The organism is Luteimonas mephitis DSM 12574 (genome assembly GCF_000422305.1).
GTDB lineage: Bacteria > Pseudomonadota > Gammaproteobacteria > Xanthomonadales > Xanthomonadaceae > Luteimonas > Luteimonas mephitis.
In genome coordinates this window covers 304585-327427 of sequence record NZ_KE383816.1, presented here as the reverse complement: position 1 = coordinate 327427, position 22843 = coordinate 304585, and the positions used below count along the sequence as shown (strand labels likewise).

The window sequence follows — 22843 nt, the reverse complement described above, 5'->3', positions numbered from 1 at the left end:
GTCTTGATCGAATCGACGCTTTGGCGGCATCGGGGTGATCCAGTCGCTGCTTCGTTTCAGGCTGGCCGTCGGTTGCCGGCGTAGCGGCAGCGCGCTCATGGGGAACATGCCAGGGGCACGCTTTGTAGAAGCGGCCGGGGTGATCGGCGTTGTTTCCCTGCCATGGAGGCATTGCGCTCGGCATGAAGGCCATCGCGGGCAATTGCACGCAGGACAGAGACCCATTGGTTCTTCAGGCGATTGCCGGCTCTGTACCGGCGGGCGCGGTCGTGTCGTATCCAAGCGAGTGCACGAAGGCGATATCGGCCGGGTCGAAGGCGTCCGTGCCATCCAGCTCAACCCACCGGGAGCGTGGAGGCTGGATCATGTCGCACTGCGCGCCTGTCGGTCTGGACGAATAGTCCAGGAAGCGGTACAGCGCGGAAAGTTCGGCTTCAGGGTCACGGCACAGCGCATCGTAATCCAGCCAGTACATCCGGTCCGGATTCTTCGCCAGCAGGCCTTGCATGCGCTTGTGCACCTTGCACCAGTAGGCGAGCGACCGCGCCGGGGTCGCTTCGCCCCCGGTGCCAAGCACGGAAGGTCCCCACAAGTGCAACTGGTTCTGGTTGCTGCTGTAGGCCATGTCCAGTCCGTGGCGGACGACGTGGATGTACCGAAGCGTTGGCAGACGCTGCCACAGTCGTTCGATGACAAAGTGGGTGTTGGGTTCCTTCCAGCCCCAATTGCCGTGGAAGCGTGGCTGGCGGGCGGCATCGCGCAGGGAAACGGCGCGGCTTCGCAGCCACGATGCCGGATGCTGCGCACGACCCCGTGCGGACAAGTCCTGCAGCAATGCACAGGTAGCCCGATCCAGCGGTTGCCCGCCCCGCAGGCCTGACACCAATGCCTGCGTCAGCAGGTCGAACTCGGCGTCGTCGCAGTCCAGGATCTCCTCGCGCTTGAACAGCAAGGTGAACCACAACAGGTCGTTGGCCTGGTTGAGATCGCCGCCGATATGCACACCTGCTTCTCGCAGCAGTTGCGCGACGAGGCGTGTCCCGCTTCCGCCAACGCCGCCAATGGCAACCGGCGGTCGGCTCGCGCAAGCGTCGGTCGCGGTCACTGGACGTCGAAAGCGACCGTGCGCAGGGTCTTCCCGTTGATCGCGAGTTCGATGTTGTTCCTGCCCGCAGGCCAGCCGTCCGGCTTGCTCAGGCTGATCACGGTCCGCTTCGGGCCAGCTTCGTTGACCCTGATGCCGTAGTCGGCAAGGACCTCGCCATCGGCGCCGGTCCACTTCGCGTAGATCGTGTAGGCGCTCGCCGTGCCGTTGCTGCGGATTTCCGCGTAAACCGAGTCCTTCGGGCCGAAATGGGTCTTGGGGGGGCCCAGCGTGTTCTGCTCGGTGTCGCCTTCGGCACTGAGCGTCACCGCGTCGATCACCGTGTCCACGGGCGTCGTGTCGCGTTCCGGCAGTGCCGATGACGGGTCGCGCATCGAATCGGCGTCGACTGCACTGGCTGGCGGCAGCTTGGCTGCCGGTGCCTGCTCCTGGGCCGGAGTCGTACTGGCATCCGAAGTATCGGCTACCGGTTGCGATGGTTGGCAAGCCAGCAGGAAGCCAGTGACCAGCACAAGGCCCGTAAGACGGAGTTTGGCGCGTCGACCCATATCGTTCCCCTAGCGTGGTGGCACCGTCTTCGACATATGCCGGCGGATATCCAGTTGTACATCGTAATGTCAAAGCGGGCCGGTTTGGGCGGCCGTGCGCATGGCCGCCCTGGGATCCCGTTGTTTCCGACGACCCTGATTGCCTGCTGCGCCGCCATGCAATCGATCCGAAACGACTGGCGGGAGGAGCGCGGCCGTCGTCCGCGTATGCCAAGTGCGCACCTGCCGCGGCACGGAAGCGTCCGCAGGGCCCCGGGGGAGCGTCGGGGTCACGGCATCGCGTGGGTTTCTTCGCGTGCGCGCAAAAAGCGAGTCAGGTGGGGACGGGTCGCATCCCGTCCGGACCGCCGTTGTGCGCAGTTTGCCCTCCATGCGCATGCGGATGGAAGGGTGTTTCGCGACAGTCAGAAAAGTTCTCACAGCGTCGAAGTTCTGCGGAGTGCGCGAGTTCAGCTTGCCGGGCGTACGCAAGAATGGCTCATGTTCTTTGCATCTATCTATTTGAAATATATAGAAAACTATCGTGACGCTTTTGCTCTAGTTAAATGTTTGTTCCAGCGTGCTGAGCTCCGTGAGCATGACTTGACGCACAAAATTCGAACGGTAAGTATCGGACAGCGTCGCCGATTCCGGATGTGTTCATGTCCGTGTCGAAGGCCAATGAACCGCGACGGGGCCAGGGCCTTGGCTGCGCGTCCATGACTGAAGCGGGAAGGGGTAAGCCAATTCAATTCGATCGTCAGGCTGCAAGCCTGGCGGTCACTGTCAACTTCGCCATCAATTTCAAAGGGGTATGGAGTCAATGAACCGCATTTATCGCAAGGTCTGGAGCGTCCAGCGTGGTGTTGTCGTGGCGTCTGAAATGGCGAAGGCGAAAGGCAAGGGCAAGGGCGCCCGGCTGCTGCAGGCCGTCGTCTTGGCTGGGGCAGTGGTCTCCGGATCGGCAATGGCGGGCGAAGTCTGTGTCCTTGAGGATGGGGGTGTACCCGCGACGGCAACGGGCAGCAACGCCCTGGCGTGCGGCTCGGGCAGCATTGCCGATGGCAATGGTGCGACCGCAATCGGGGTCAAGAGCTACGCCTCGGGCAACATGACGTTCGCGGCCGGCTATTCGAGTCAGGCATTGACCCCCAATGCCGTGGCAATCGGCGCATATAGCGAAGCGAGTGGAGTGTCATCCACGGCAATCGGCTATCGCAGCGAGGCGTCGGGCGGCCGGTCGACCGCAATGGGCGTGAAGAGCACGGCAAGCGGCAACTATTCCACAGCTTTCGGCTTCCAGAGTGTCGCCTCAGGCGCGTACTCCATCGCGTTGGGCTACCAAAGCGCTGCCTCGTACTACAACGCGGTGGCGATCGGGTCGATGAGCGATGCGAGCGGATTGACGGCGGTCGCCCTGGGATATCGGAGCATTGCCACCGGAAAGCGCTCGGTAGCGCTGGGCGGCAAGAGCGAGGCGACCGGTGAACTCTCCAGTGCTGTGGGTTTCGGCAGTCTGGCGAGCGGGGCGAACTCGACCGCACTGGGTGCACACAGCGTGGCATCGGCGGACGACGCTACGGCCGTCGGCGTTGATGCGACGGCGACCGAAGTTGGCGCGAGCGCCTTCGGCGTGGGGTCGGACGCCAGCGGGTTTTACAGCACCGCGAGCGGGTTCGAATCCACGGCTTCCGGCCTGCAGGCCACTGCAAACGGTTTTCGCAGCGATGCCTTCGGCGATGGCAGTACGGCGCTAGGTAGCTACAGCAGCGCGGTCGGCACGCTGTCGACCGCAATCGGTTATTCCTCGGATGCCAGCGCGGATTCGGCCACGGCCATGGGCGCGGGCGCGACCGCGTCCGGCCTGGAAAGCACCGCCGTCGGTGGCACCGCGTACATTTTCTCGGCAGAGGCGACCGGGATGAACTCGTCGGCGTTTGGCGCCGGCGCCGGCGCGACCGCCGACTACAGCACTGCGATCGGCAGTCTGTCGTGGGCTGACGGCGAAGGGTCTTCGGCCTTCGGCTACAACGCGTATGCGGCGGGCGAGAACTCGGTGGCATTGGGCGCCGAATCGCTGGCGCTGCGCGACAACACGGTTTCGGTCGGCGTCGAAGGGTTCGAGCGCCAGATCACCAACGTGGCGGCCGGCACCGAGGGCACCGATGCGGTGAACCTGGACCAGTTGCAGGAAGTGGCGAAGACGGCCGACAACACGGACCACTTCTTCAAGGCCACGGACGACCCGGACAACCCGGGCGTGGGTGCCTATGTGGAAGGCATCAACGCGACCGCGGCCGGCGAAGCGACCAACGCCATCGGCGACGGCGCGTCGGCCTACGGCAGCGGCGCCAACGCGATCGGTGCGAACACCGTTGCCGTGGGTCAGAACAGCATCTCCGACGGAGATGGCAGCGTCGCCGTCGGTGGCATGGGCCAGGCCTACGACCAGTACAACTCTCCGATCTACGATGAGGATGGCAATCCGGTCCTGACAGGCACCAGTGCAGTGGCAGGATCCACAGCTCTCGGTGCGGGCGCTCAGGCCACAGGCGAGGTCAGCACCGCCTTAGGCTACGGCGCGCAGGCACTGGGCAACAATTCGTTCGCGGGAGGCTACAAGTCGCGCGCCACGGGCGATTACAGCGTCGCGATCGGACAGGATTCGCTGGCCAGCGGATATTTGTCCACCGCGGTCGGCTGGTTGGCCTGGGCCACGCAAGAAGGTGCCACCGCGTTCGGCTCGAACGCCTGGGCGACCGGTGCCGACTCTTCAGCATTCGGTGAAGCCGCATGGGCCAGCGGGTCCGGCGCCACATCCATCGGCTACAACAGCTGGGCGCCGGGACGGAGCTCGACAGCCGTAGGCCGCGGCGCCTTCGCTTATCAGGACTACAGTGTTGCCATGGGCTACCAGGCGCTGGGCAACCAGATCAATGCCATCGCCATCGGTACCAACTCACTGGCCGATGCCGAGAGCGCGATCGCGATCGGAGCGGGAAGCGAGGCGACCGGCAACAACGCAGTCGCGCTGGGTGCCGGATCCATTGCGGATCGCGATTACAGCGTGTCTGTGGGCGATGTCGGCAGTGAGCGCCAGATCACCAACGTGGCGGCGGGTACCGAGGGCACCGATGCAGTGAATCTGGACCAGCTCACTGCGGTGGCCGAGGTTGCCGAGAATACCGACAAGTACTTCAAGGCCACCGGCAGCGACGACAGCGACGCCGGTGCATACGTGGAAGGCGACAACGCAACTGCCGCCGGTGAGGCGGCCAATGCGATTGGCAACGGCGCGTCGGCGTTCGGCAGCGGTGCAACTGCATTTGCCGATGGCGCTACGGCCGTGGGCTTCAACGCCCTGGCCGTGGGCCAGAACAGCGTGGCGTTCGGCCAGAACGCGCAGGCGACCGGCCCGGCCGCAGTGGCCGTGGGCGGCAATGCGGTGGACGAGGACGGCAATCCGCTGATCACGGTCGGCGGCGTGCCGGTGGACACCGGTGCGACCAGTGCCGGCGTGGGCGGCACGGCGCTGGGTGCGAGCGCGAACGCGGACGGCTTTGCGTCAACGGCCGTGGGCGTGGGCGCGCAGTCGGTGGGCTCGCAGTCCTCGGCGTTCGGTGCGGTGGCCAATGCCCTGGGTGATTACAGCACCGCTGTGGGTACGCAGAGCGAGGCCAGCGGAACCAGCAGCACGGCAGTGGGTGAATCCAGCATTGCCTCGGGCGAGGAGAGCACGTCGGTAGGCGGCGCGACCTTCTTCGGCCTGATCGCGACCGAAGCCAGCGGTACGGGTTCGTCGGCGTTCGGCAACGGCGCCTGGGCGACGGGCGAGTACGCCACGGCGATCGGCTGGAACAGCTGGTCAAGCGGCGACAGCAGCACGTCGCTGGGCGAGAGCGCGTTTGCGACGGCGGACGGCGCGACCGCGCTGGGTGCGGGCGCCAATGCCGATGCGCTGAACAGCGTGGCGCTGGGCGCAGGCTCTGAAGCTGACCGCGACAACAGCGTGTCGGTGGGCAGCGCAGGCGAAGAGCGCCAGATCACCAACGTGGCGGCCGGTACCGAGGACACCGATGCGGTGAACCTGGCGCAGCTGCAGGAAGTGGCGAAGACGGCGGACAACACCGATCACTTCTTCAAGGCCAGCGACGATCCGGACAACCCGGGCGTAGGCGCCTACGTGGAAGGCATCAACGCGACCGCCGCCGGCGAGGCGACCAATGCCGTCGGCGACGGCGCGTCGGCCTATGGCAGCGGCGCGATGGCAATGGAACTCAACGCCACCGCGATCGGCTTCAACGCAACGGCCATTGGTGCCAACAGCGTGGCCTTGGGCGCAGCGGCACAGGCTGCCTCCGAATACGCGACGGCGGTGGGCGCGGAGAGCGCCGCGCTGGGCGAGCAGAGCACGGCAACGGGCGCGGCGGCCTATGCGGTTGGCGACGGCAGCGTGGCAATGGGCGCGCTGAGCGAGGCCGACGGCATCGAGTCGACCGCGGTGGGTTACTTCAGCACGGCGGCGGGAGACGCGTCGACCGCCCTGGGCGCGGAAAGCATTGCCGAAGGCGTGGAGTCCTCTGCAGTCGGCTACCAGGCCACGGCGACGGGCCTGGGTGCATCCGCCCTTGGTGCGGAAAGCCTGGCTAGCGGCGACTTCTCCACGGCGGTTGGCGTGGTGGCCGAAGCCTCCGGCGCGAGCAGCACGGCGGTGGGCGAGTTCAGCGTCGCCTCGGGCGCGGAGTCCACCGTGGTCGGCGGCACCGCGTTCGGCTTCATCAGCGCAGAGGCGACCGGAGATGGCGCATCCGCGTTCGGCAACGGTGCCTGGGCCACCGGGGACCAGAGCACGTCGATCGGCTGGATGAGCAGTGCCGATGGCCTGAACTCGACTGCGCTTGGCGCGGGGTCGTGGGCGGAAGTGGATGATGCGACGGCACTTGGCTATGGCTCGTATGCAAGCGCCGACAACAGCGTGGCGCTGGGTGCCGGTTCGGTTGCTGATCGCGCCGATAGCGTGTCCGTCGGCGAGATCGGCGGCGAGCGCCAGATCACCAACGTCGCGGCGGGCACCGAGGACACCGACGCGGTGAACCTGGCGCAGCTCAACGACGTGGCCGATGCTTCCGCTGCGGCGACCCGCTACTTCAAGGCGGCCGGTGCAAACGACGGTACCGACGATGCGGCGGTCAACGGGACGCTGGGCGTGGCGGTGGGCTCCAATGCCGAGTCCAACGGCGCCTATGCGATCGCGATCGGCAACAACGCCAGCACCCAGGGCAACTACGGCGGCACGGCGATCGGCGGCGGCTTTGCCAACGATCCGACCAGGCAGAACATCGCCGGGCAGTTCGGCACCTCGGTGGGCTTCGGTACGCAGGCCAAGGGCGTGGGCGACACGGCGATGGGCACGTACGCCAACACCGGCGACACGGTCGATCCGACCAGCGACGCGACCAACTCCTACCGCACCGCGATTGGTTACAAGTCGTTCGCTTCGGGTGATGCAGCAGTGGCACTGGGTACGTTCAACACCGCCATCGGCCAGCGCAGCACCGCGCTCGGCTACGAAGCCGACTCGAACGGTGATGACAGCGTCGCGGTGGGCTCCAGGTCGTCGGCCAACGGCATGTCCTCCATCGCAATCGGTGACAGCGCCAGCGTGCAGAACGACCTGGGCGTGGCGATTGGTTCCAACGCGCAGTCCAATGGCGTGTACGCGATCGCGATCGGCAACAACGCCAGCACCCAGGGCAACTACGGCGGCACGGCGATCGGCGGCGGCTTTGCCGACGATCCGACCAGGCAGAACATCGCCGGGCAGTTCGGTACCTCGGTGGGCTTCGGTACGCAGGCCAAGGGCGTGGGCGACACGGCGATGGGCACGTACGCCAACACCGGCGACACGGTCAACCCGACCGATGACACGACAAACTCGTACCGTACGGCGATCGGCTACAAGGCCTTCGCTTCGGGTGATGCCGCGATCGCGGTAGGTACGTTCAACAGTGCCACGGGAGCCCGTAGCGCCGCGTTGGGCTACGAAGCACACGCCAATGCAGATGACAGCGTTGCTTTGGGCTCGAACTCGGTTGCCGACGAGGCCAACACCGTATCGGTGGGCAGCCTTGGCAACGAGCGCAGGATCGTCAATGTCGCCGATGGCAACGTCAACGCGAGCAGCACGGATGCGGTCAACGGCCGCCAGCTGTTTGGCGCGATGGATGCGGCTGCGGCGGCACTGGGAGGCGGTGCCACCGCCTTCACGGCTCCGACGTACGTGATCCAGGGATCGAGCTACAACAACGTCGGCTCGGCACTCGATGCGCTCAATGCGAAGGTGACGGAGATCGATGGAAGGGTGGATACCCTGGAGGCGAACAACGTCGTGGCCAACAACGCACGGGCACCGACGCCGCCACGCCGCCGACCGCATCCAGCAAGGGTGAGCTGACGGGCAAGGGTGACCTTGCCGGCCCTGGGCGCGATGGCCAGGAAGACGCGCAGACGGCCAGCACCACGGACGATGCAGGCACCGGCAAGCCGGGCGACCGGATGGACAAGAACGGCCGTCCGTCGACCGGCGGTGGCATCAACACCGGTGGCGATGGCAACCAGCAGGTCGCGAGCGTTGGTACGTCCAACGCCCCGGATCCCGAAACGCTTGCGGAGGCCAAGACCTATACCGACACCACCGCAACCAAGACGCTGGCCGACGCGAAGTCCTACACCGACGCCAAGTTCGCCGCATGGGACGATACGTTCACCGCGTTCCAGGGCGAGGTCGACCACCGCTTCCGCGAGCAGGATCGTCGCATCGACCGCCAGGGCGCGATGGGGGCCGCCATGCTCAACATGGCCACCAGCGCCGCCGGCATCCGGACGCAGAACCGCGTCGGCGTCGGTGTCGGCTTCCAGAACGGCGAGAGCGCGCTGTCGATCGGTTACCAGCGTGCGATCAGCGATCGCGCGGTGATCACCGTCGGTGGTGCGTTCAGCGGCGACGAGACCTCGGTGGGCCTCGGCGCGGGCTTCGGCTGGTAATGGCAGACCCGGTCGCGGGCTCGGTGCCCGCGACCGGGGTTTGATCGAAGGGCCATGGAACGCCCCCCGCATGCGCAAGGGAGGTGCGCGAACCCGCTAAACCTGATTGCTCCCACTCCGTACCGGGCGGGGACGCGGCCAGCATGCGAGCACTGGCCGGCTACGGAAAAACAAGTTCAACCATCCGCATCAACCACAAATTATCCGGGGTCCATTCGATGAAGAAGAAAAAGCTCGCAGTTACGGTTCTCGCCACGGTCGTGGCAGGCATCCTGGCCAGCACTTCGGCCGTAGCTGCGCAGAAGAACAAGCTGGGGATGGGCGAGGCGCCCAAGGTCAATGCAAGCGGTGTGGGTGAATCCGAGACATTCAGCCGCTTCATCGTGCGCTATCACGATGGGGCGACGGCCAGGAACAACAAGGCGGCGGTGGTGAAGAACGCCACCACGGCCCTGAGCCGCGCAGGCCTGTCACGGGCGCGCGCCGCCAGCGGCGCGACCGCTGCGGTTGGCGTGACCTACATGCGCAAGCTTGCCACCGGCTCGGACCTGATCCGCCTGTCGAGCAAGCTTGACCGCGCTTCGGCCGAGGCCTTCGCGCGCCAGCTCGCCGCGGACCCGAATGTCGCCAAGGTGACGATCGACAGGATGCGTCATGCGACGGCGCAGCCCGCCTACGTTCCGAATGACCCCTACTTTGCCGAAGACCACTGGCACTTCATGGCCCCGAACGGCACGCCGACGTACAACGGGGTCGCCAACTACGGCGGCGCCAACGTAAGCGCCGCCTGGGATGTCGCCGATGGCACCGGCATCGTGATCGCGGTGCTCGACACGGGCATCACCGCCCACCCGGACGTGGATACCTCCCTCGGCGACGCCGGCTACGACTTCATCACCGACAGCTATGTGTCGGGCCGTGCGACCGACGGTCGTGCCGCCGGCGGCTGGGACCTGGGCAGCTGGACCAACACCGCGCCGTGGAACACCGATCCGCAGTGCGTCAGCGCCTCGCGGCCGCCGGCCAACAGCAGCTGGCATGGCACGCATGTCTCCAGCACCGCCGGTGCCGAGCTGACCGACAACGGCGTTGGCGAGTCGGGCATTGCCCACGGCGCCAAGATCCTGCCGGTGCGCGTCCTGGGGCATTGCGGTGGCTACGACAGTGACATCAACGACGCCATCGTGTGGTCGGCAGGCGGTCACGTGGACGGCGTTCCGGACAACCAGAACCCGGCGCAGGTGATCAACCTCAGCCTCGGCGGCAGCGGTGCCTGCGCCGCGGATGACGATGCCGCCCTGGCAATCGCGCAGGCCAGGTCGCTGGGCGCGGTGGTGGTGGTGTCGGCCGGCAACAGCGGCGCCGATGCCGGCAACTACTCGCCGGCCAGCTGCCCGGGCGTGATCACGGTCGCATCGAACGGCGTGACCAGCAGGCGCGCCTACTACTCCAACTACGGCAGCGCGGTGGAGATCTCGGCGCCGGGCGGCGGCGTGTACGCCAATGACGGCAGCTCGGGCAGCCAGGCGTACGACGGTTTCGTCTGGCAGGCGAAGAATCCCGGCGCTACCACGCCGGTCCCGGTTGGCGAGATAAATGCGGCAACCGCATACGGCGGCATGGCCGGTACTTCGCAGGCGGCTCCCCATGTCAGCGGCATCGTTGCGCTGATGCAGGGCGCGCGCCTCGACGCCGACCTGCCGCTGCTGACGCCGGATGAGGTGCTGTCGATCCTGCAGTCGACCGCCAGGACGCCGCAGATCGCCCCGGACCGTCCGATCGGTGCGGGCATCGTCGATGCCGCGGCTGCGGTCGCTGCGGCGGTCAACGTCGAAGAGCCGTGCGATCCGGAAACCGAGGAGTGTGATCCGCCGGGCTCGGTGGCTACGCCGCTGACCAACAAGGTGCCGGTGGGCGGCCTGGCGGGCAACGCGGGCGAAGTGCTCTACAGCTTCGAGGCCCAGGCAGGTGCGGTGCTGAGCATCATGACCTACGGCGGCAGCGGCAACGTGTCGATGTACGTCAGCCTCGGCGAGGAGCCGACCACGGACGCCTACGACAGCAAGTCGACCCGCGCCGGCAACAGCGAGACCGTGCGTTTCACTGCCCCGACGGCAGGGACGTACTACATCAAGCTGACAGGTACCTACAGCGGCCTGACACTGGTCGCACGCCAGTAAACGATCGGTGCCCGGGCCGGTGACATCCGGCCCGGGCGAGCTCAGTTCATTCTTTCAAAGGGAGAGACCAGCGATGCAGAAGAAACTGATGGGGGCGGTGGCCGTTGCGGCCGTTGCCACGCTCGCCGCAAGCGGCGCCGCCATGGCGGCACAGCCGTTGTCCAAGGCCAAGCCGGCGGCCGTTGCGCAGCAGGGCGTGCAGGCAGCGATCGACCCGGCCACCGGGCGCCTGCGCGCACCCACTGCCGCCGAGCGCAAGGCGCTCGCCAACACCTCGCAGAGCCTGCAGGCGACGCGCCCGGTGGCGGGCCAGCGGCCGCGTACCGAGGCCGAAGCGCTTTCCACGCTCAAGGTCAACAGGAGGGGCAGGATCGGCATGTCGATGCAGGTCCCGGACAGCCAGTTCAACTACCTCACCGCGCATCGCAATGCCGACGGCACCATCAGCATCGGCCACGAAGGTGACGGCGAAAGCCGTGCCCAGGCGCAGGAGGTGACGCAATGAACCGCACCTTGTTGTATACCGCGCTGCTCGCCGCCGGCCTGATGCAGGCCACCGTCGCCCACGCCGACTCCACGATCACCGTCGTCAACCTCGATGCGGGCACCGGCCAGGGTCTCGACGACCCGACGCCGGCCACCCCGATCGGCGGCAATGCGGGCACCACCCGCGGCGAGCAGGCGCGCATCGTGTTCCAGTTCGCGGCCGACCTGTGGGGCTCGGTGCTCGACAGCGACGTCGAGATCCTCAATACCGTCACTTTCCAGCCGCTCAGCTGCAGCGAGACATCGGGCGTGCTGGGGTCTTCCGGCACCAACTACATCTTCGCCTTCAACGACCCGGCGCCGGCCGGCGCGCTCGCCAACACCTGGTACCACTCGGCGCTGACCGATGCGCTGCTGGGTACGGATGCCGGGGCTGAGAACGACCTGCCGCCCAACACGCCCGACATCATCAGCCGGTTCAACGGCAAGCTGGGCCAGCCCGGCTGCATGAGCGCGTCGGGCTGGTACTTCGGCATCGACGGCAATGCGCCGGACAGCCAGATCAGCCTGCTCGACGTGGTGATGCACGAGATGTCGCATGGCCTGGGCTTCTCCGGGTTCAACAACCTGGCCACGGGCGCGATGAACCAGGGCCGGCAGGACATCTACTCGGTCTTCGTCAAGAGCAACCGATCCGGGAAGGCGTGGACGGCAATGACCAATGCCGAGCGCCAGGCAGCTGCGGTTGACGACACCCGGCTGGTCTTCACCGGCGACAACGTCAAGAGCGAAGCACCGTTGGTGCTCAGCCCGGAGATCGCGTTCTCGGTGAGTGCGCCGGCGGCGATTGTCGGTGATTACGCCTACAACGCGGCCCAGTTCGGCGCCGCGCCGACCCCGGCGAACTTCTCCGGCGACGTGGCCGTCTCCAGCGGGGCCAACAACCTGGGCTGCGGTGTCGGTGCGCCGGTGCCGGGCGTGTCCGGCAAGCTGGCGTTGCTCGATCGCGGCACCTGCGCGTTCACCGAGAAGGCAGCGAACGCCCAGGCAGGCGGCGCCACCGGCCTGATCATCGCCAACAACGTCGAGGAGGGCATCATCCCGGCGGGCGAGGACGCGTCGATCACCATCCCGGTGATCGGAGTGCCCATGTCGGTCGGTACGACCTTCAAGGCCAACCTGCCGGTGACCGCAGGCCTGGTGCAAAAGCCGGGCATGAGCGGTACCGACGCCGAGGGCAACGTGTTGCTGTACGCGCCGACGGTGCTTGCACAGGGTTCGTCGTTCTCGCACTACGACACGAGGCTGACGGCGAACGCGCTGATGGAGCCGTTCATCAACGACTCGCTGTCGGCCGACGTCATGGTCGACCTGACGCCCGCGCTGTTCAAGGACATTGGCTGGGGCGTCAATGGCGGCAACCAGATGTTGCTCACCTGCGACACCGGCGTGCCTGCCAGCGTGCAGGGTGGCCTGATTGCGGGCGCCAACATCTACGCCAGCGCCAGGGCATTCGCCGGCAAGGCGGCCGATGTCGCGGTCTATCGCGACGAGATCCGCGGCCACGTCGACGTGCTTGCCGACGCCGAGGTGATCACCGACGCGCAGCACACTTCGGTCATGGCGTGCCTCACGGACGAAGCCACTTCCGCTCAGTTCGCGGAGTGGGGCAATGGTGAAGAACCGCCGTGCGACCCGGAAACCGAGCAGTGCGGCCCGGTGGCCACGCCGCTGACCAACAAGGTGCCGGTGGGTGGCCTGACGGGGACGGCCGGCAGCGAAGTGCTTTACAGCTTCGAGGCCCAGGCAGGTGCGGTGCTGAGCATCATGACCTACGGCGGCAGCGGCAACGTGTCGATGTACGTCAGCCTCGGCGAGGAGCCGACCGCGGACGTCCATGACAGCAAGTCGACCCGTGTCGGCAACAGCGAGACCGTGCGCTTCACCGCCCCGACGGCGGGGACGTACTACATCAAGCTGACGGGCGCCTACAGCGGCCTGACGCTGGTCGCGCGCCAGTAACGACCGGAGTCCCGGTCGGCGTTACCCGGGACCCCGGCTTCGGCCGGGGTCCTTTTTTGTGCGTGAACCGCAGCCGGGCCAAGCCGCCGCGAACGGCGGCCGGCGCGTTTCGCAAGCTGTTAAAGTCGACTCCCCATGCCGGAGCGGAACGTGAACGCGGCAGCAGACACCATGGCAAGCCAACAGGGCCTCGACGCCGGGATCGACGAACGCATCGTCGCCGCCCTGCTCGCGAAAGGCCGCCTGAAGGACGCGGACCTGGCGCGCGCCAGGCGCCTGCAGGAGGAAACCGGCAACGACCTGCTGTCGCTGCTCGGCCGGCTCGGGCTGGTCTCCGAGCGTGACCATGCCGAGACCTGCGCCGAGGTCATGCAGCTGCCGCTGCTGGCCGGCAGGGAAGCCCCCGAAACGCCGCCGGAGCTGCTGTCCGATGCACAGCCGCTGTCGCTGCGTTTCCTCAAGCAGTTCCACCTGTGCCCGTTGGGCGAGGACGAAGGCCGGCTGCTGCTGTGGATGGCCGATCCCTACGACCGCTACGCCATCGACGCGGTGCGGCTCGCGACCGGCCGCGATGTCGCGCTGTGCGTTGGCCTGCGTTCGGAGATCGATGACCTGGTCGAGCGCTGGCACGGCCAGGGCCGAAGCGCGATGGGCACCATCGTCGAGACCGCCGACGGCGAAACCTCGGGCGACATGGATGACGTCGAGCACCTGCGCGACCTCGCCTCCGAGGCGCCGGTCATCCGCCTGGTCAACCTGGTCATCCAGCGTGCGGTCGAGATGCGCGCGTCCGATATCCACATCGAACCGTTCGAGAACCGCCTGAAGGTGCGCTACCGCATCGACGGCGTGCTCGAGGAAGGCGAAAGCCCGCCCACCAACCTCACCGCCGCGGTGATCAGCCGCATCAAGATCATGGCGCGGCTCAACATCGCCGAGCGCCGGCTGCCGCAGGACGGCCGGATCATGCTGCGCGTGCAGGGCAAGGAGCTCGACCTGCGCGTGAGCACCGTGCCCACCGCGCACGGCGAGAGCGTGGTGATGCGCCTGCTCGACCGCGAGACGGTGGTGTTCGACTTCCACCGGCTCGGCTTCACCGACCACTTCCTGCCGCAGTTCCAGAAGGTGCTGGAGCAGCCGCACGGGATCCTGCTGGTCACCGGCCCCACCGGTTCGGGCAAGACCACCACGCTGTACACCGCGCTGAGCAAGCTCAACACCAGCGACGTCAAGATCATCACAGTCGAGGATCCGGTCGAGTACCAGATCGAGGGCATCAACCAGATCCAGGCCAAGCCGCAGATCGGGCTGGACTTCGCCAACGCGCTGCGCAGCATCGTCCGCCAGGATCCCGACATCATCATGATCGGCGAAATGCGCGACCTCGAGACCGCGCGCATCGCGATCCAGTCCGCGCTCACCGGCCACCTGGTGCTCAGCACGCTGCACACCAACAACGCCGCCGGCGGCATCACCCGCATGCTCGACATGGGCGTCGAGGACTACCTGCTCACGTCCACCATCAACGGCATCCTCGCCCAGCGCCTGGTGCGCCGGCTGGAGCGTACCCACGCCGAGCGCTACCCGGCCTCGCCGGAGGAAATCGAGAAATTCGGCCTGCGCCGCTACCAGCCCGAGGGCGAGATCTTCCTGTATCGCCCGGTCGGCTCGGCGATCGCGCCCACGGGGTACCTGGGCCGCACCACGATCATGGAATTCCTGGTGATGAACGACGAGCTGCGCCGCGCGGTGATGCGCCACGCCGGCATGGGCGAACTCGAGCAGATCGCTCGCCAGGCCGGCATGCGCACGATGTACGAGGATGGCATCGCCAAGGCGCTGGCGGGCGAGACGACGATCGAGGAGGTGCTGCGGGTGACGGAGGACGCGTGATGCGCGCCATCCAGCAATCCGCGAGGGCTCTGTTGCTCCGCCATTCCCGCCAAGGCGCAGGCTTCGCTGTCATCCCCGCGTGACCAGACTGTCGTCTGTTGAACGCCGCGGGGCTGACCACCAGGAGCGATAGCCTTTCCCGATTCCCGATTCCCGATTCCCGATTCCCGATTCCCGATTCCCGATTCCCGATTCCCGATTCCCGATTCCCGATTCCCGATTCCCGATTCCCGATCCCCAATCCCCAATCCCCAATCCCCAATCCCCAATCCCCAATCCCCAATCCCCATTCCATGCCCCTCTACCACTACAAGGCGCTCAACACCCGCGGCGAGGCGCTCAACGGCCAGATGGAAGCCGCCAGCGACGCCGAGGTGGTCCTGCGGCTGCAGGAACAGGGGCATCTGCCGATCGAGGCCAGGCTGGCCAGCGAAGGCGGCGGCGAGCCGGCGTGGCGGGCGCTGTTCAAGCCGAAGTCGTTCGCAGGCCAGCGACTGGTGCAGTTCACCCAGCAGCTGGCGACCCTGCTCGGCGCAGGCCAGCCGCTGGATCGCGCGCTGACGATCCTGCTCGAACTGCCGGAAGACGAAACCGCGCGGCGCACCGTGACCGACATCCGCGACGCGGTGCGCGGAGGCGCGTCGCTGTCCACCGCGCTGGAACGCCAGCACGGCGCGTTCTCGCGCCTGTACATCAACATGGTACGCGCCGGCGAGGCCGGCGGCAGCCTGCACGACACTCTGCAGCGGCTGGCAGACTACTACGAGCGCAGCAACGCGCTGCGCGGGCGCGTGGTCAACGCGCTGATCTATCCGGCGATCCTGCTGGTGATGGTGGGCGGCTCGCTGCTGTTCCTGCTCGGCTATGTGGTGCCGCAGTTCGCCGCGATGTACGAGAGCCTGGACGCGCCGATGCCGTGGTTCACCAGGCTCGTGCTCGGCCTGGGCCTGTTCGTGCGCGACTGGTGGATCGTGGTGCTGGCGGTGCCTGCGCTGCTGCTGTGGTGGTTCGACCGCAAGCGCCGCGATCCCGCCTTCCGCGCGCGACTGGACGAATGGATCCTCGGCCGCAAGCTCGCCGGCTCGCTGGTCGCCAAGCTCGATACCGCCCGCTTGATGCGCACGCTGGGGACGCTGCTGAAGAACGGCGTGCCATTGCTGACCGCGATCGGCATCGGCCGGAACGTGCTGCTCAACCGCTCGCTGGCCAGCGACGTCGCCGCCGCGGCCGAGGACGTGAAGAACGGCGTTGGCCTGTCGACCGCGCTGGCCAAGGGCAAGCGCTTCCCGCGCCTGGCGCTGCAGATGATCCAGGTGGGCGAGGAGTCGGGCGCGCTCGACACCATGCTGCTCAAGACCGCCGATACCTTCGAACAGGAAACCGGGCAGGCGCTGGACCGCATGCTCGCCGCGCTGGTGCCGGTGATCACGCTGCTGCTGGCCGGGATCGTGGGCGCGGTGATCCTGGCGGTGCTGATCCCGATCTACGACCTGACCAATTCGATTTCCTGATGGACGCAAGCCCCGCTCCCGCGGGACCACCGGACCGCGGGACATCCGCGCGGTCGTCCAGAATGACCTGCAGGCACATCCGCAAAAGAGGAGGAATCCCCACCATGCGCAACAAGCGTTCCATCACCCGCTCCCCGCGCCCCGCCGCGCAGGCGGGCTTCAGCCTGATCGAGATCATCATCGTCACCGTGCTGATCGGCGGCATCGTCGCCTTCGCGGCCACCAAGATTCTCGGCGGCGGCGATCGCGCCAACCACAACCTGGCAAGGGCGCAGGTGCAAACGCTGGCGCAGCAGGTCGAGTCCTACCAGATGGACACCGGCAGCCTGCCGAATTCGCTGGAGGACCTGGTCAGGCAACCGGCGAACGTCAGCGGCTGGCTTGGCCCGTACGCGAAGGAGGCGGCGCTCAAGGATCCATGGGGCACGCCTTACCTGTACCGGGTGCCGGGCGACAATCGCGGCTTCGACCTGATCAGCCTGGGCGCCGACCGCAAGGATGGCGGCACCAGCGTCGACGCCGACATCAAGTACGAGTGATGTGCAGGCGTTGCGCGAACAAGGTGCGTTGAATCAGCGATGACGCGTCCGTTTCGCGCCGAGCCTTCGACTGCCGGTCGGCCTCCCGGAACCTGGCGATTCATTCGCGCAAGCCGTTCCGACGGGATTGTTTCCGCAACCTCGGAAGGCAACAGGGCGCGAGGCATCATTGCTGCCGCGCCGGTGCGTTCAGCGCAGTGCGGTTTCACCCTGCTGGAAATGGTGGTGGTGATGGTGATCATTGCCGCCGCGGTGCTGCTCGGCGCGATGGCCACCACCGGCGGCACCCAGCGCATGCAGCTGCAGTCGAGCAGCAAGCAGATCGCCGCCAACCTGCGCTACACCCGCGCGCAGGCGATCGCGAGCGGGGTACCGCAGCGTTTCACGATCGACCCGCGCGGACACGCCTGGCAGGCGCCGAACGGACGCCACGGCAAGATTCCCGCCGCGCTCGATGTCAACTTCACCGGCGCGCGCCAGGTGCAGCCGGAGGCGGGCGTGGGCGCGATCGTGTTCTTCGACGACGGCGCGTCCACCGGCGGCCGCGTGCAGTTGGGCAGCGGCAGCACGGCGTGGAACGTCGACGTGGCCTGGCTGACCGGAGAGGTGACGCTGAAGCGCGCGGAGCGTGGGCCGTGAGTGGGGGCTGGAAACCGGGGACTGGCGCAAGACGCGTCTTGGCCCGTCATCGGCTCGCAATGATTCAACCAGACGGACCGACGTCAACCCTGCGACATTGTTGGCGGCACGGTGCGGAAAAGCCCAGGCGATTCATTGGCGCAAGCCGTTCCGACGGCATCATTGCGGCCATACCGGCCGGCTCGCGGGGGCGGGGCATCATTGATGTCGTACCGGTTGGTTCGCGGGGGCAGGGCATCATTGGTGCCAGGTCGGTGCGTTCGCGGGAGCGGGGCTTCACCCTGCTCGAAGTCATCATCGCCTTCGCGGTGCTGGCGCTGGCGCTGACGCTGCTGCTGGGCACGCTGTCGGGGTCGACGCGCGAGGTGCGTGCGTCCGCCGATGCCGGACGAGCGGCGATGCATGCGCAGTCGCTGCTCGACCAGGTGGGCGTCGGCGAGGCGCTGCGGCCGGGCGATCGCGACGGCGAGTTCGAAGGCGGCCGCTATCGCTGGCACCTGAGCATCGATCCCTACGTCGACCCTACCCGGCGCGCGCGCGACACGATCGAGCCGGGTGCGCCGCGGCTGATGCTGCTGGAGCTGCGCGTGGAATGGGGCGACGGCGGCCCGCGCCAGCGCCTTGACCTGCAGTCGCTGCGGCTGGCGCAGCCGGAGGCGTTATGACGACGCGGACCGGCGGGCGGGAATCGCGAGCTTTGCGGGAGCAGTCCCCGTGGGAGCGGCTACAGGACGCAAGGCCCCGGCGATTTTTTGGTGCAAGCGGTTCCGACGGCATCATTGATGTCGTGTCGGTCAGCTCGCGGGGACGGGGCATCATCGGTGCCAGGTCGGTGCGTTCGCGGGGGCGGGGCTTCACACTGGTCGAAGTGCTGTTGGCGACCGCGCTGCTCGCCGCGGGGCTCGCGCTCGCCTTCGCCACCGTGCGCGCGGCCACCGCCACCGCGCAGCGCGGCGAAGAGCTGTCGCAGCGCAGCGAGCGGATGCGCGCCGTCGAGGGGTTCCTGCGCCGACGCATCGCCTCGGCGCTGCCGATCGGCTTCGAAACCCTGCCCGACACCGGCGAGCAGATCCGCTTCATCGGCGAGCCCACGCGCATGCGCTTCGTTGCCGACCTGCCCGACTACCTCGGCCGCGGCGGCCCGCACCTGCACGACGTGGAGCTGTTCGACGATGGCGCCAGCCATCGGCTGGCGGTGTCGTTCACCATGGTCGCCGGTGCGCAGCTGCTGCCCGAGCGCCGGCCGCGGCCGCCGGAAACACTGGCCGCCGGACTGTCCGAGGTGCGTTTCCGCTACCGCGGGCTCGACCAGGACAACGCGCTGGGCGAATGGCGGGACCAGTGGGAATCGCCCGGCCAGCTGCCGCTGCAGGTTTCGATCGACATCGTCGACGCCGACGGCCGCAGCTGGCCGTCGCTGGTGGTGGCGCTGCCGCAGGCCGGCGCGGGCAGCGGAGGACTGTTCCAGTGAGGCGCCAGCGGGGCATCGCATTGTTGCTGGTGACGTGGCTGACAATGCTGCTGGCCGCGGTGGTGGGCGCGTTCGCGCTGACCGCGCAGATGGAGAAGCTGCAGGGCCGCACGCTCAGCCGCGGCGTGGTCGCCGAGCAGGCCGCGCGCGCGGGCGTGGAGTACGCGCTGACCCGGCTGGCCGAATCGGATCCGAAACAGCGCTGGCAACCCGATGGCCGGCCCTATGACTGGGCGTTCGGCGGCGCGCACGTGCGGATCGAGGTGGTAGACGAATCCGGCAAGGTCGACCTCAACGCGGCGGATGTCGACCTGCTGGGGCGATTGTTCACGGTGCTCGGCGTCAACCAGGCCGATGCGGGCGCGATCGCCGCGGCGATCGCCGACTGGCGCGACAGCGACGACCTCACCCAGCCGCAGGGCGGCGCCGAGGACCCGGCCTACGCCAGCGCCGGGTTGCCGTGGGGTGCCAAGGATGCGCCGTTCGACACCGTGGCCGAAGTCGAGCAGGTGCTTGGGATGACCCCGGAAATCTACGCGAAGGTGGCGCCGTTGCTGACCGTCTACAGCGGCCAGGGGCGTCCGGATCCGCAGTTCGCCGCGGCGCCGGTGCTGCAGGCGATGGGCGAGGATCCGGCTCCGATCCTTGCCAGGCGCAATGCCCGCGCACCATCGCCGGAAGACGCGTTCTTGGGTGGCGGCAGCGGCACGTATAGTATCGACAGCCGCGCGCGGCTCCCGAATGGCCGTCAGGCAATCTTGAGGGTCGTCGTGCGCGCGGGGATCGGAACCGTACCCGGTTCGACATACACCGCTTTGCGATGGGAACAGGGAGCCACGGCACCACGATGACGGCGGCAGTCGACAACCAGTCTGCGACCCTTTCGCTCCGGCAGCGCCTCGGGCGGGCGGGCGGCCGCCTGCGCCCGGGCCTCGGCGGATTCTGGACCTGGTGGACCCAGGCGCTCGCCAGCTGGCTGCCGCCGCGCTTGCGCACGCTGCTCGGGCTCGCCCACGAGCGCGTGCTGCTGCAGCTGGCCGGCAGCGAGCTGCGGCTGGCGCTGGAGCGCGGCGACGGCGTGCAGGACATCGCGGCATTGCCGTGGACCGGGCACGAAGCCGCGCAGGGCGACGAACTGCTTGCCTCGCTGCTGGCGCCGCGCGTGGCCGACAAGCCGCGCTGGCTGCTGCTGCCCGCCGGTGCCGGGCTGCGCCGCCGGCTCGCGTTTCCCGCCGCCGCTGCCGAACGCCTGCGCGACGTGGTCGCGTTCGAGATCGACCGGCAGACGCCGTTCGCCGCCGCCGACGTGCATTTCGATGCGGGCGTGGTGTCGCGCAGCGGCGACCAGATCGAAGCCGAACTCGTCGCCGTGCCGCGGGCTACGCTCGACGCCGCGCTGGCATCGCTGGGCAGCCTGGACGGCACCATCGCCGGCGTCGACATGGCCGGCGACGACGGCAGGCCGCTGAACATCAACCTGCTGGCCAGCGCCCGCCGACACCGTCGCGCTGACCCGTGGCGCGTGTGGAACTGGGCGTTCGCCGCGCTGGCGGTGGCCGCCGTCGCAATGGCGATGTGGCAGGTGCTCGCCAACCGCCGCGCCGTGGCCGACGCCCTTGCCGATCAGGCAGACGCGCGCGCGCGGCAGGCGCGCCAGGTGGCCACCGAAAAGCGCCAGCTGGTCGACCTGGTCGAAGGCATGGCGTTCCTGCAGCGCACCCGCGCGGCGCGGCCGACGACGGTGGAGGTGCTCGACGAACTCGGCCGCCGGCTGCCCGATTCGACGTATCTCGAGAAGCTCTCGATCGAGGGCGACCAGATCCTGCTGATCGGCCAGAGCAGCCAGGCCTCGGCGCTGGTCGGGCAGCTGGAAACCTCGAAGCTGTGGCGCTCGCCGGCGCTGACCGGCGCGCTGCAGCCCGACCCGCGCACCCACCGCGACCGCTTCACCATGACCGCGCAGCTCGCCATCGAGCCCGCGCCTGCCACTGACGGAGGCAAGGCCGATGCGCGCCGCCAACCCTGACCGCGACCGCTGGCTGGCGCTGGGCATCCTCGCCGCGCTGCTCGGCCTGGCCTACCTGGTGCTCGTGCATCCGTGGTGGACGCTGCCGATGCTGGAAGTCGACGGCCGCATCGGCGACCTCCAGCAGCGCGACCTGCGCGCGCGCATGGAACTGCGCCAGGCGCCGGAAGTGAGCAAGCGCCTGCAGGCCCTGCGGGCGGAATCGGCGCGGATGCCGGGGTTCATGCCCCAGCGCAGCCCCGAACTGGCCACCTCGGCGCTGGTGCAGCGGCTCGAGACCGCGGTGCTCGAAGCCAGCCCCGGCAACCGCAGCTGCGCGATCATCAACCGCTCGCCGCTGACCGAGGCACGCCAGCAGCGCTTCCCGCGCGTCGCCGTGCAGGTGCGGCTGCGCTGCGGCAATCCCGAACTGGCCGCGGTGCTGCATTCGCTGGAAGGCGGTTCGCCGCGGCTGTTCGTCGACAACCTCAACATACTGACCCTGGGCAGTTTCCGTTCGCGCGCCAACGGCGACGGGCAGGGCAGCGGTGGGCTCGACGCCAGCTTCGATCTTTACGGCTACCTGCAGCCGCCGCCGGGAGCGCCCGCCGATGCGCGCTGACAGCGCCAGCGCCAAGACCTGGCTGCTCGGCGCAACCGCGGCCTGGGCGCTGTGCGCCTGGCTGCTGGCGTTGCTGGGCATGGGCGGCAGCGTGGCGTCGCTGCCCGAGGATCCGGCCCTGCTGCAGCCGCTGCCGCAGGCCGGCAAGCCGCCGCCCGAACGCCTAGGCCCGCTGCCGCAGTACGCCGAGATCGGACGCCGCCCGCTGTTCTCCGAGAACCGTCGCCCGCAGCCGTTCGTGATCAATCCCGACGGCGAGGACGACGGCAAGCGCGGCTTCGACTACGTGCTCACCAGCGTGCTGATCGCGCCCGGTTTCCGCATGGCCATCCTGCAGCCCGCCGAGGGCGGCGACCCGGTGCGGGTGCGGGTGGGCAACGCGCCCGAATCCGCGCCGGGCTGGCGGCTGGTCTCGCTGGAACCACGCAAGGCCGTGTTCGAGGGCCCCGAGGGCGAACGAAAGCTCGACCTGCGGGTCTTCAACGGCGAGGGCGGCGCGCCGCCGACGGTGATGTCGACACCGACGCCGGCGTCGGCAATGGATGCCGACGCCGCGTCGCCCGCGGCCGAAGCGCCGCCGATGGTCGACGACGCGGGCATGGGGACACCGATGCCCGTCGCGAGCGGCACGGCCGGCACCGGCACGCAGCGCCCGGGCACGCCCCCCGACAAGGCCGGGCAACCGGACAACCGCGCGTCGTCCGACCAGATCGAAGCCATCCGCAAGCGCATCGAAGCCCGGCGCGCCAAGCTGCGGCAGGACGAGATGAAATCGTCCTCGCCCGGCAACAAACCGTAG

The 22843-nt window shown here is 68.2% G+C and carries 17 protein-coding genes; 15 read left to right on the top strand and 2 right to left on the bottom strand.

The window, feature by feature from the left end; translation table 11 throughout:
- Positions 1 to 232: 232 nt before the first annotated feature.
- The gene (locus H570_RS19155; protein WP_169447774.1) at positions 233 to 1105 is read right to left on the bottom strand and encodes a sulfotransferase family protein; all 873 of its coding nucleotides are present in this window, start codon (positions 1103 to 1105) and stop codon (positions 233 to 235) included.
- The gene (locus H570_RS19150) at positions 1102 to 1653 is read right to left on the bottom strand and encodes a hypothetical protein (RefSeq protein WP_169447773.1); all 552 of its coding nucleotides are present in this window, start codon (positions 1651 to 1653) and stop codon (positions 1102 to 1104) included. Before H570_RS19150 ends, H570_RS19155 begins: the two co-directional genes overlap by 4 nt.
- Before the next feature lie 802 nt (positions 1654 to 2455).
- On the opposite strand from H570_RS19150, the gene H570_RS17350 reads away from it, so the two are divergent.
- The 15 genes from H570_RS17350 (at position 2456) to H570_RS0111420 (ending at position 22843) form a co-directional block, all read left to right on the top strand.
- Positions 2456 to 8086: an ESPR-type extended signal peptide-containing protein gene (locus H570_RS17350; protein ID WP_169447772.1), complete on the top strand. Its 5631-nt coding sequence runs from the start codon at positions 2456 to 2458 to the stop codon at positions 8084 to 8086.
- Positions 8087 to 8187: 101 nt separating this feature from the next.
- On the top strand, positions 8188 to 8676 hold the full coding sequence (locus H570_RS18265) for a YadA C-terminal domain-containing protein (protein WP_051176333.1): 489 nt from the start codon (positions 8188 to 8190) through the stop codon (positions 8674 to 8676).
- A gap of 218 nt (positions 8677 to 8894) precedes the next feature.
- Positions 8895 to 10856 (top strand): S8 family serine peptidase, encoded by a 1962-nt coding sequence (locus H570_RS0111480; protein ID WP_027080863.1) that lies wholly within the window; start codon positions 8895 to 8897, stop codon positions 10854 to 10856.
- Between the two features lie 73 nt (positions 10857 to 10929).
- Entirely contained in the window at positions 10930 to 11361 is a 432-nt protein-coding gene (locus H570_RS0111475; RefSeq protein ID WP_027080862.1) for a post-PEP-CTERM-1 domain-containing protein, read from the top strand.
- Entirely contained in the window at positions 11358 to 13364 is a 2007-nt protein-coding gene (locus tag H570_RS19145) for a PA domain-containing protein (protein ID WP_051176332.1), read from the top strand. Before H570_RS0111475 ends, H570_RS19145 begins: the two co-directional genes overlap by 4 nt.
- Before the next feature lie 171 nt (positions 13365 to 13535).
- Entirely contained in the window at positions 13536 to 15257 is a 1722-nt protein-coding gene (gspE, locus tag H570_RS0111465; RefSeq protein WP_051176331.1) for a type II secretion system ATPase GspE, read from the top strand.
- Between the two features lie 293 nt (positions 15258 to 15550).
- Complete coding sequence (gene xpsF / locus H570_RS0111460; protein ID WP_027080860.1) at positions 15551 to 16768, top strand: type II secretion system protein XpsF; 1218 nt, start codon at positions 15551 to 15553, stop codon at positions 16766 to 16768.
- A gap of 104 nt (positions 16769 to 16872) precedes the next feature.
- Complete coding sequence (gene gspG / locus H570_RS0111455) at positions 16873 to 17307, top strand: type II secretion system major pseudopilin GspG (RefSeq protein ID WP_027080859.1); 435 nt, start codon at positions 16873 to 16875, stop codon at positions 17305 to 17307.
- 165 nt (positions 17308 to 17472) lie between these two features.
- Positions 17473 to 17946, top strand: a complete 474-nt coding sequence (gene xpsH / locus H570_RS0111450) for a type II secretion system protein XpsH (protein WP_051176413.1) — start codon at positions 17473 to 17475, stop codon at positions 17944 to 17946.
- 254 nt (positions 17947 to 18200) lie between these two features.
- A complete protein-coding gene (gene xpsI / locus H570_RS0111445) occupies positions 18201 to 18611 on the top strand; it encodes a type II secretion system protein XpsI (protein ID WP_027080857.1) in 411 nt (136 codons plus the stop codon).
- A gap of 167 nt (positions 18612 to 18778) precedes the next feature.
- Entirely contained in the window at positions 18779 to 19417 is a 639-nt protein-coding gene (locus H570_RS0111440; RefSeq protein ID WP_027080856.1) for a prepilin-type N-terminal cleavage/methylation domain-containing protein, read from the top strand.
- Positions 19414 to 20268, top strand: coding sequence for a type II secretion system minor pseudopilin (locus H570_RS0111435; protein ID WP_027080855.1), 855 nt, complete (start codon positions 19414 to 19416; stop codon positions 20266 to 20268). Before H570_RS0111440 ends, H570_RS0111435 begins: the two co-directional genes overlap by 4 nt.
- Entirely contained in the window at positions 20265 to 21443 is a 1179-nt protein-coding gene (locus tag H570_RS17340) for a PilN domain-containing protein (protein WP_051176330.1), read from the top strand. Before H570_RS0111435 ends, H570_RS17340 begins: the two co-directional genes overlap by 4 nt.
- Positions 21424 to 22044, top strand: a complete 621-nt coding sequence (gspM, locus tag H570_RS0111425) for a type II secretion system protein GspM (protein WP_027080854.1) — start codon at positions 21424 to 21426, stop codon at positions 22042 to 22044. Before H570_RS17340 ends, gspM begins: the two co-directional genes overlap by 20 nt.
- Positions 22034 to 22843, top strand: a complete 810-nt coding sequence (locus tag H570_RS0111420; RefSeq protein WP_027080853.1) for a hypothetical protein — start codon at positions 22034 to 22036, stop codon at positions 22841 to 22843. Before gspM ends, H570_RS0111420 begins: the two co-directional genes overlap by 11 nt.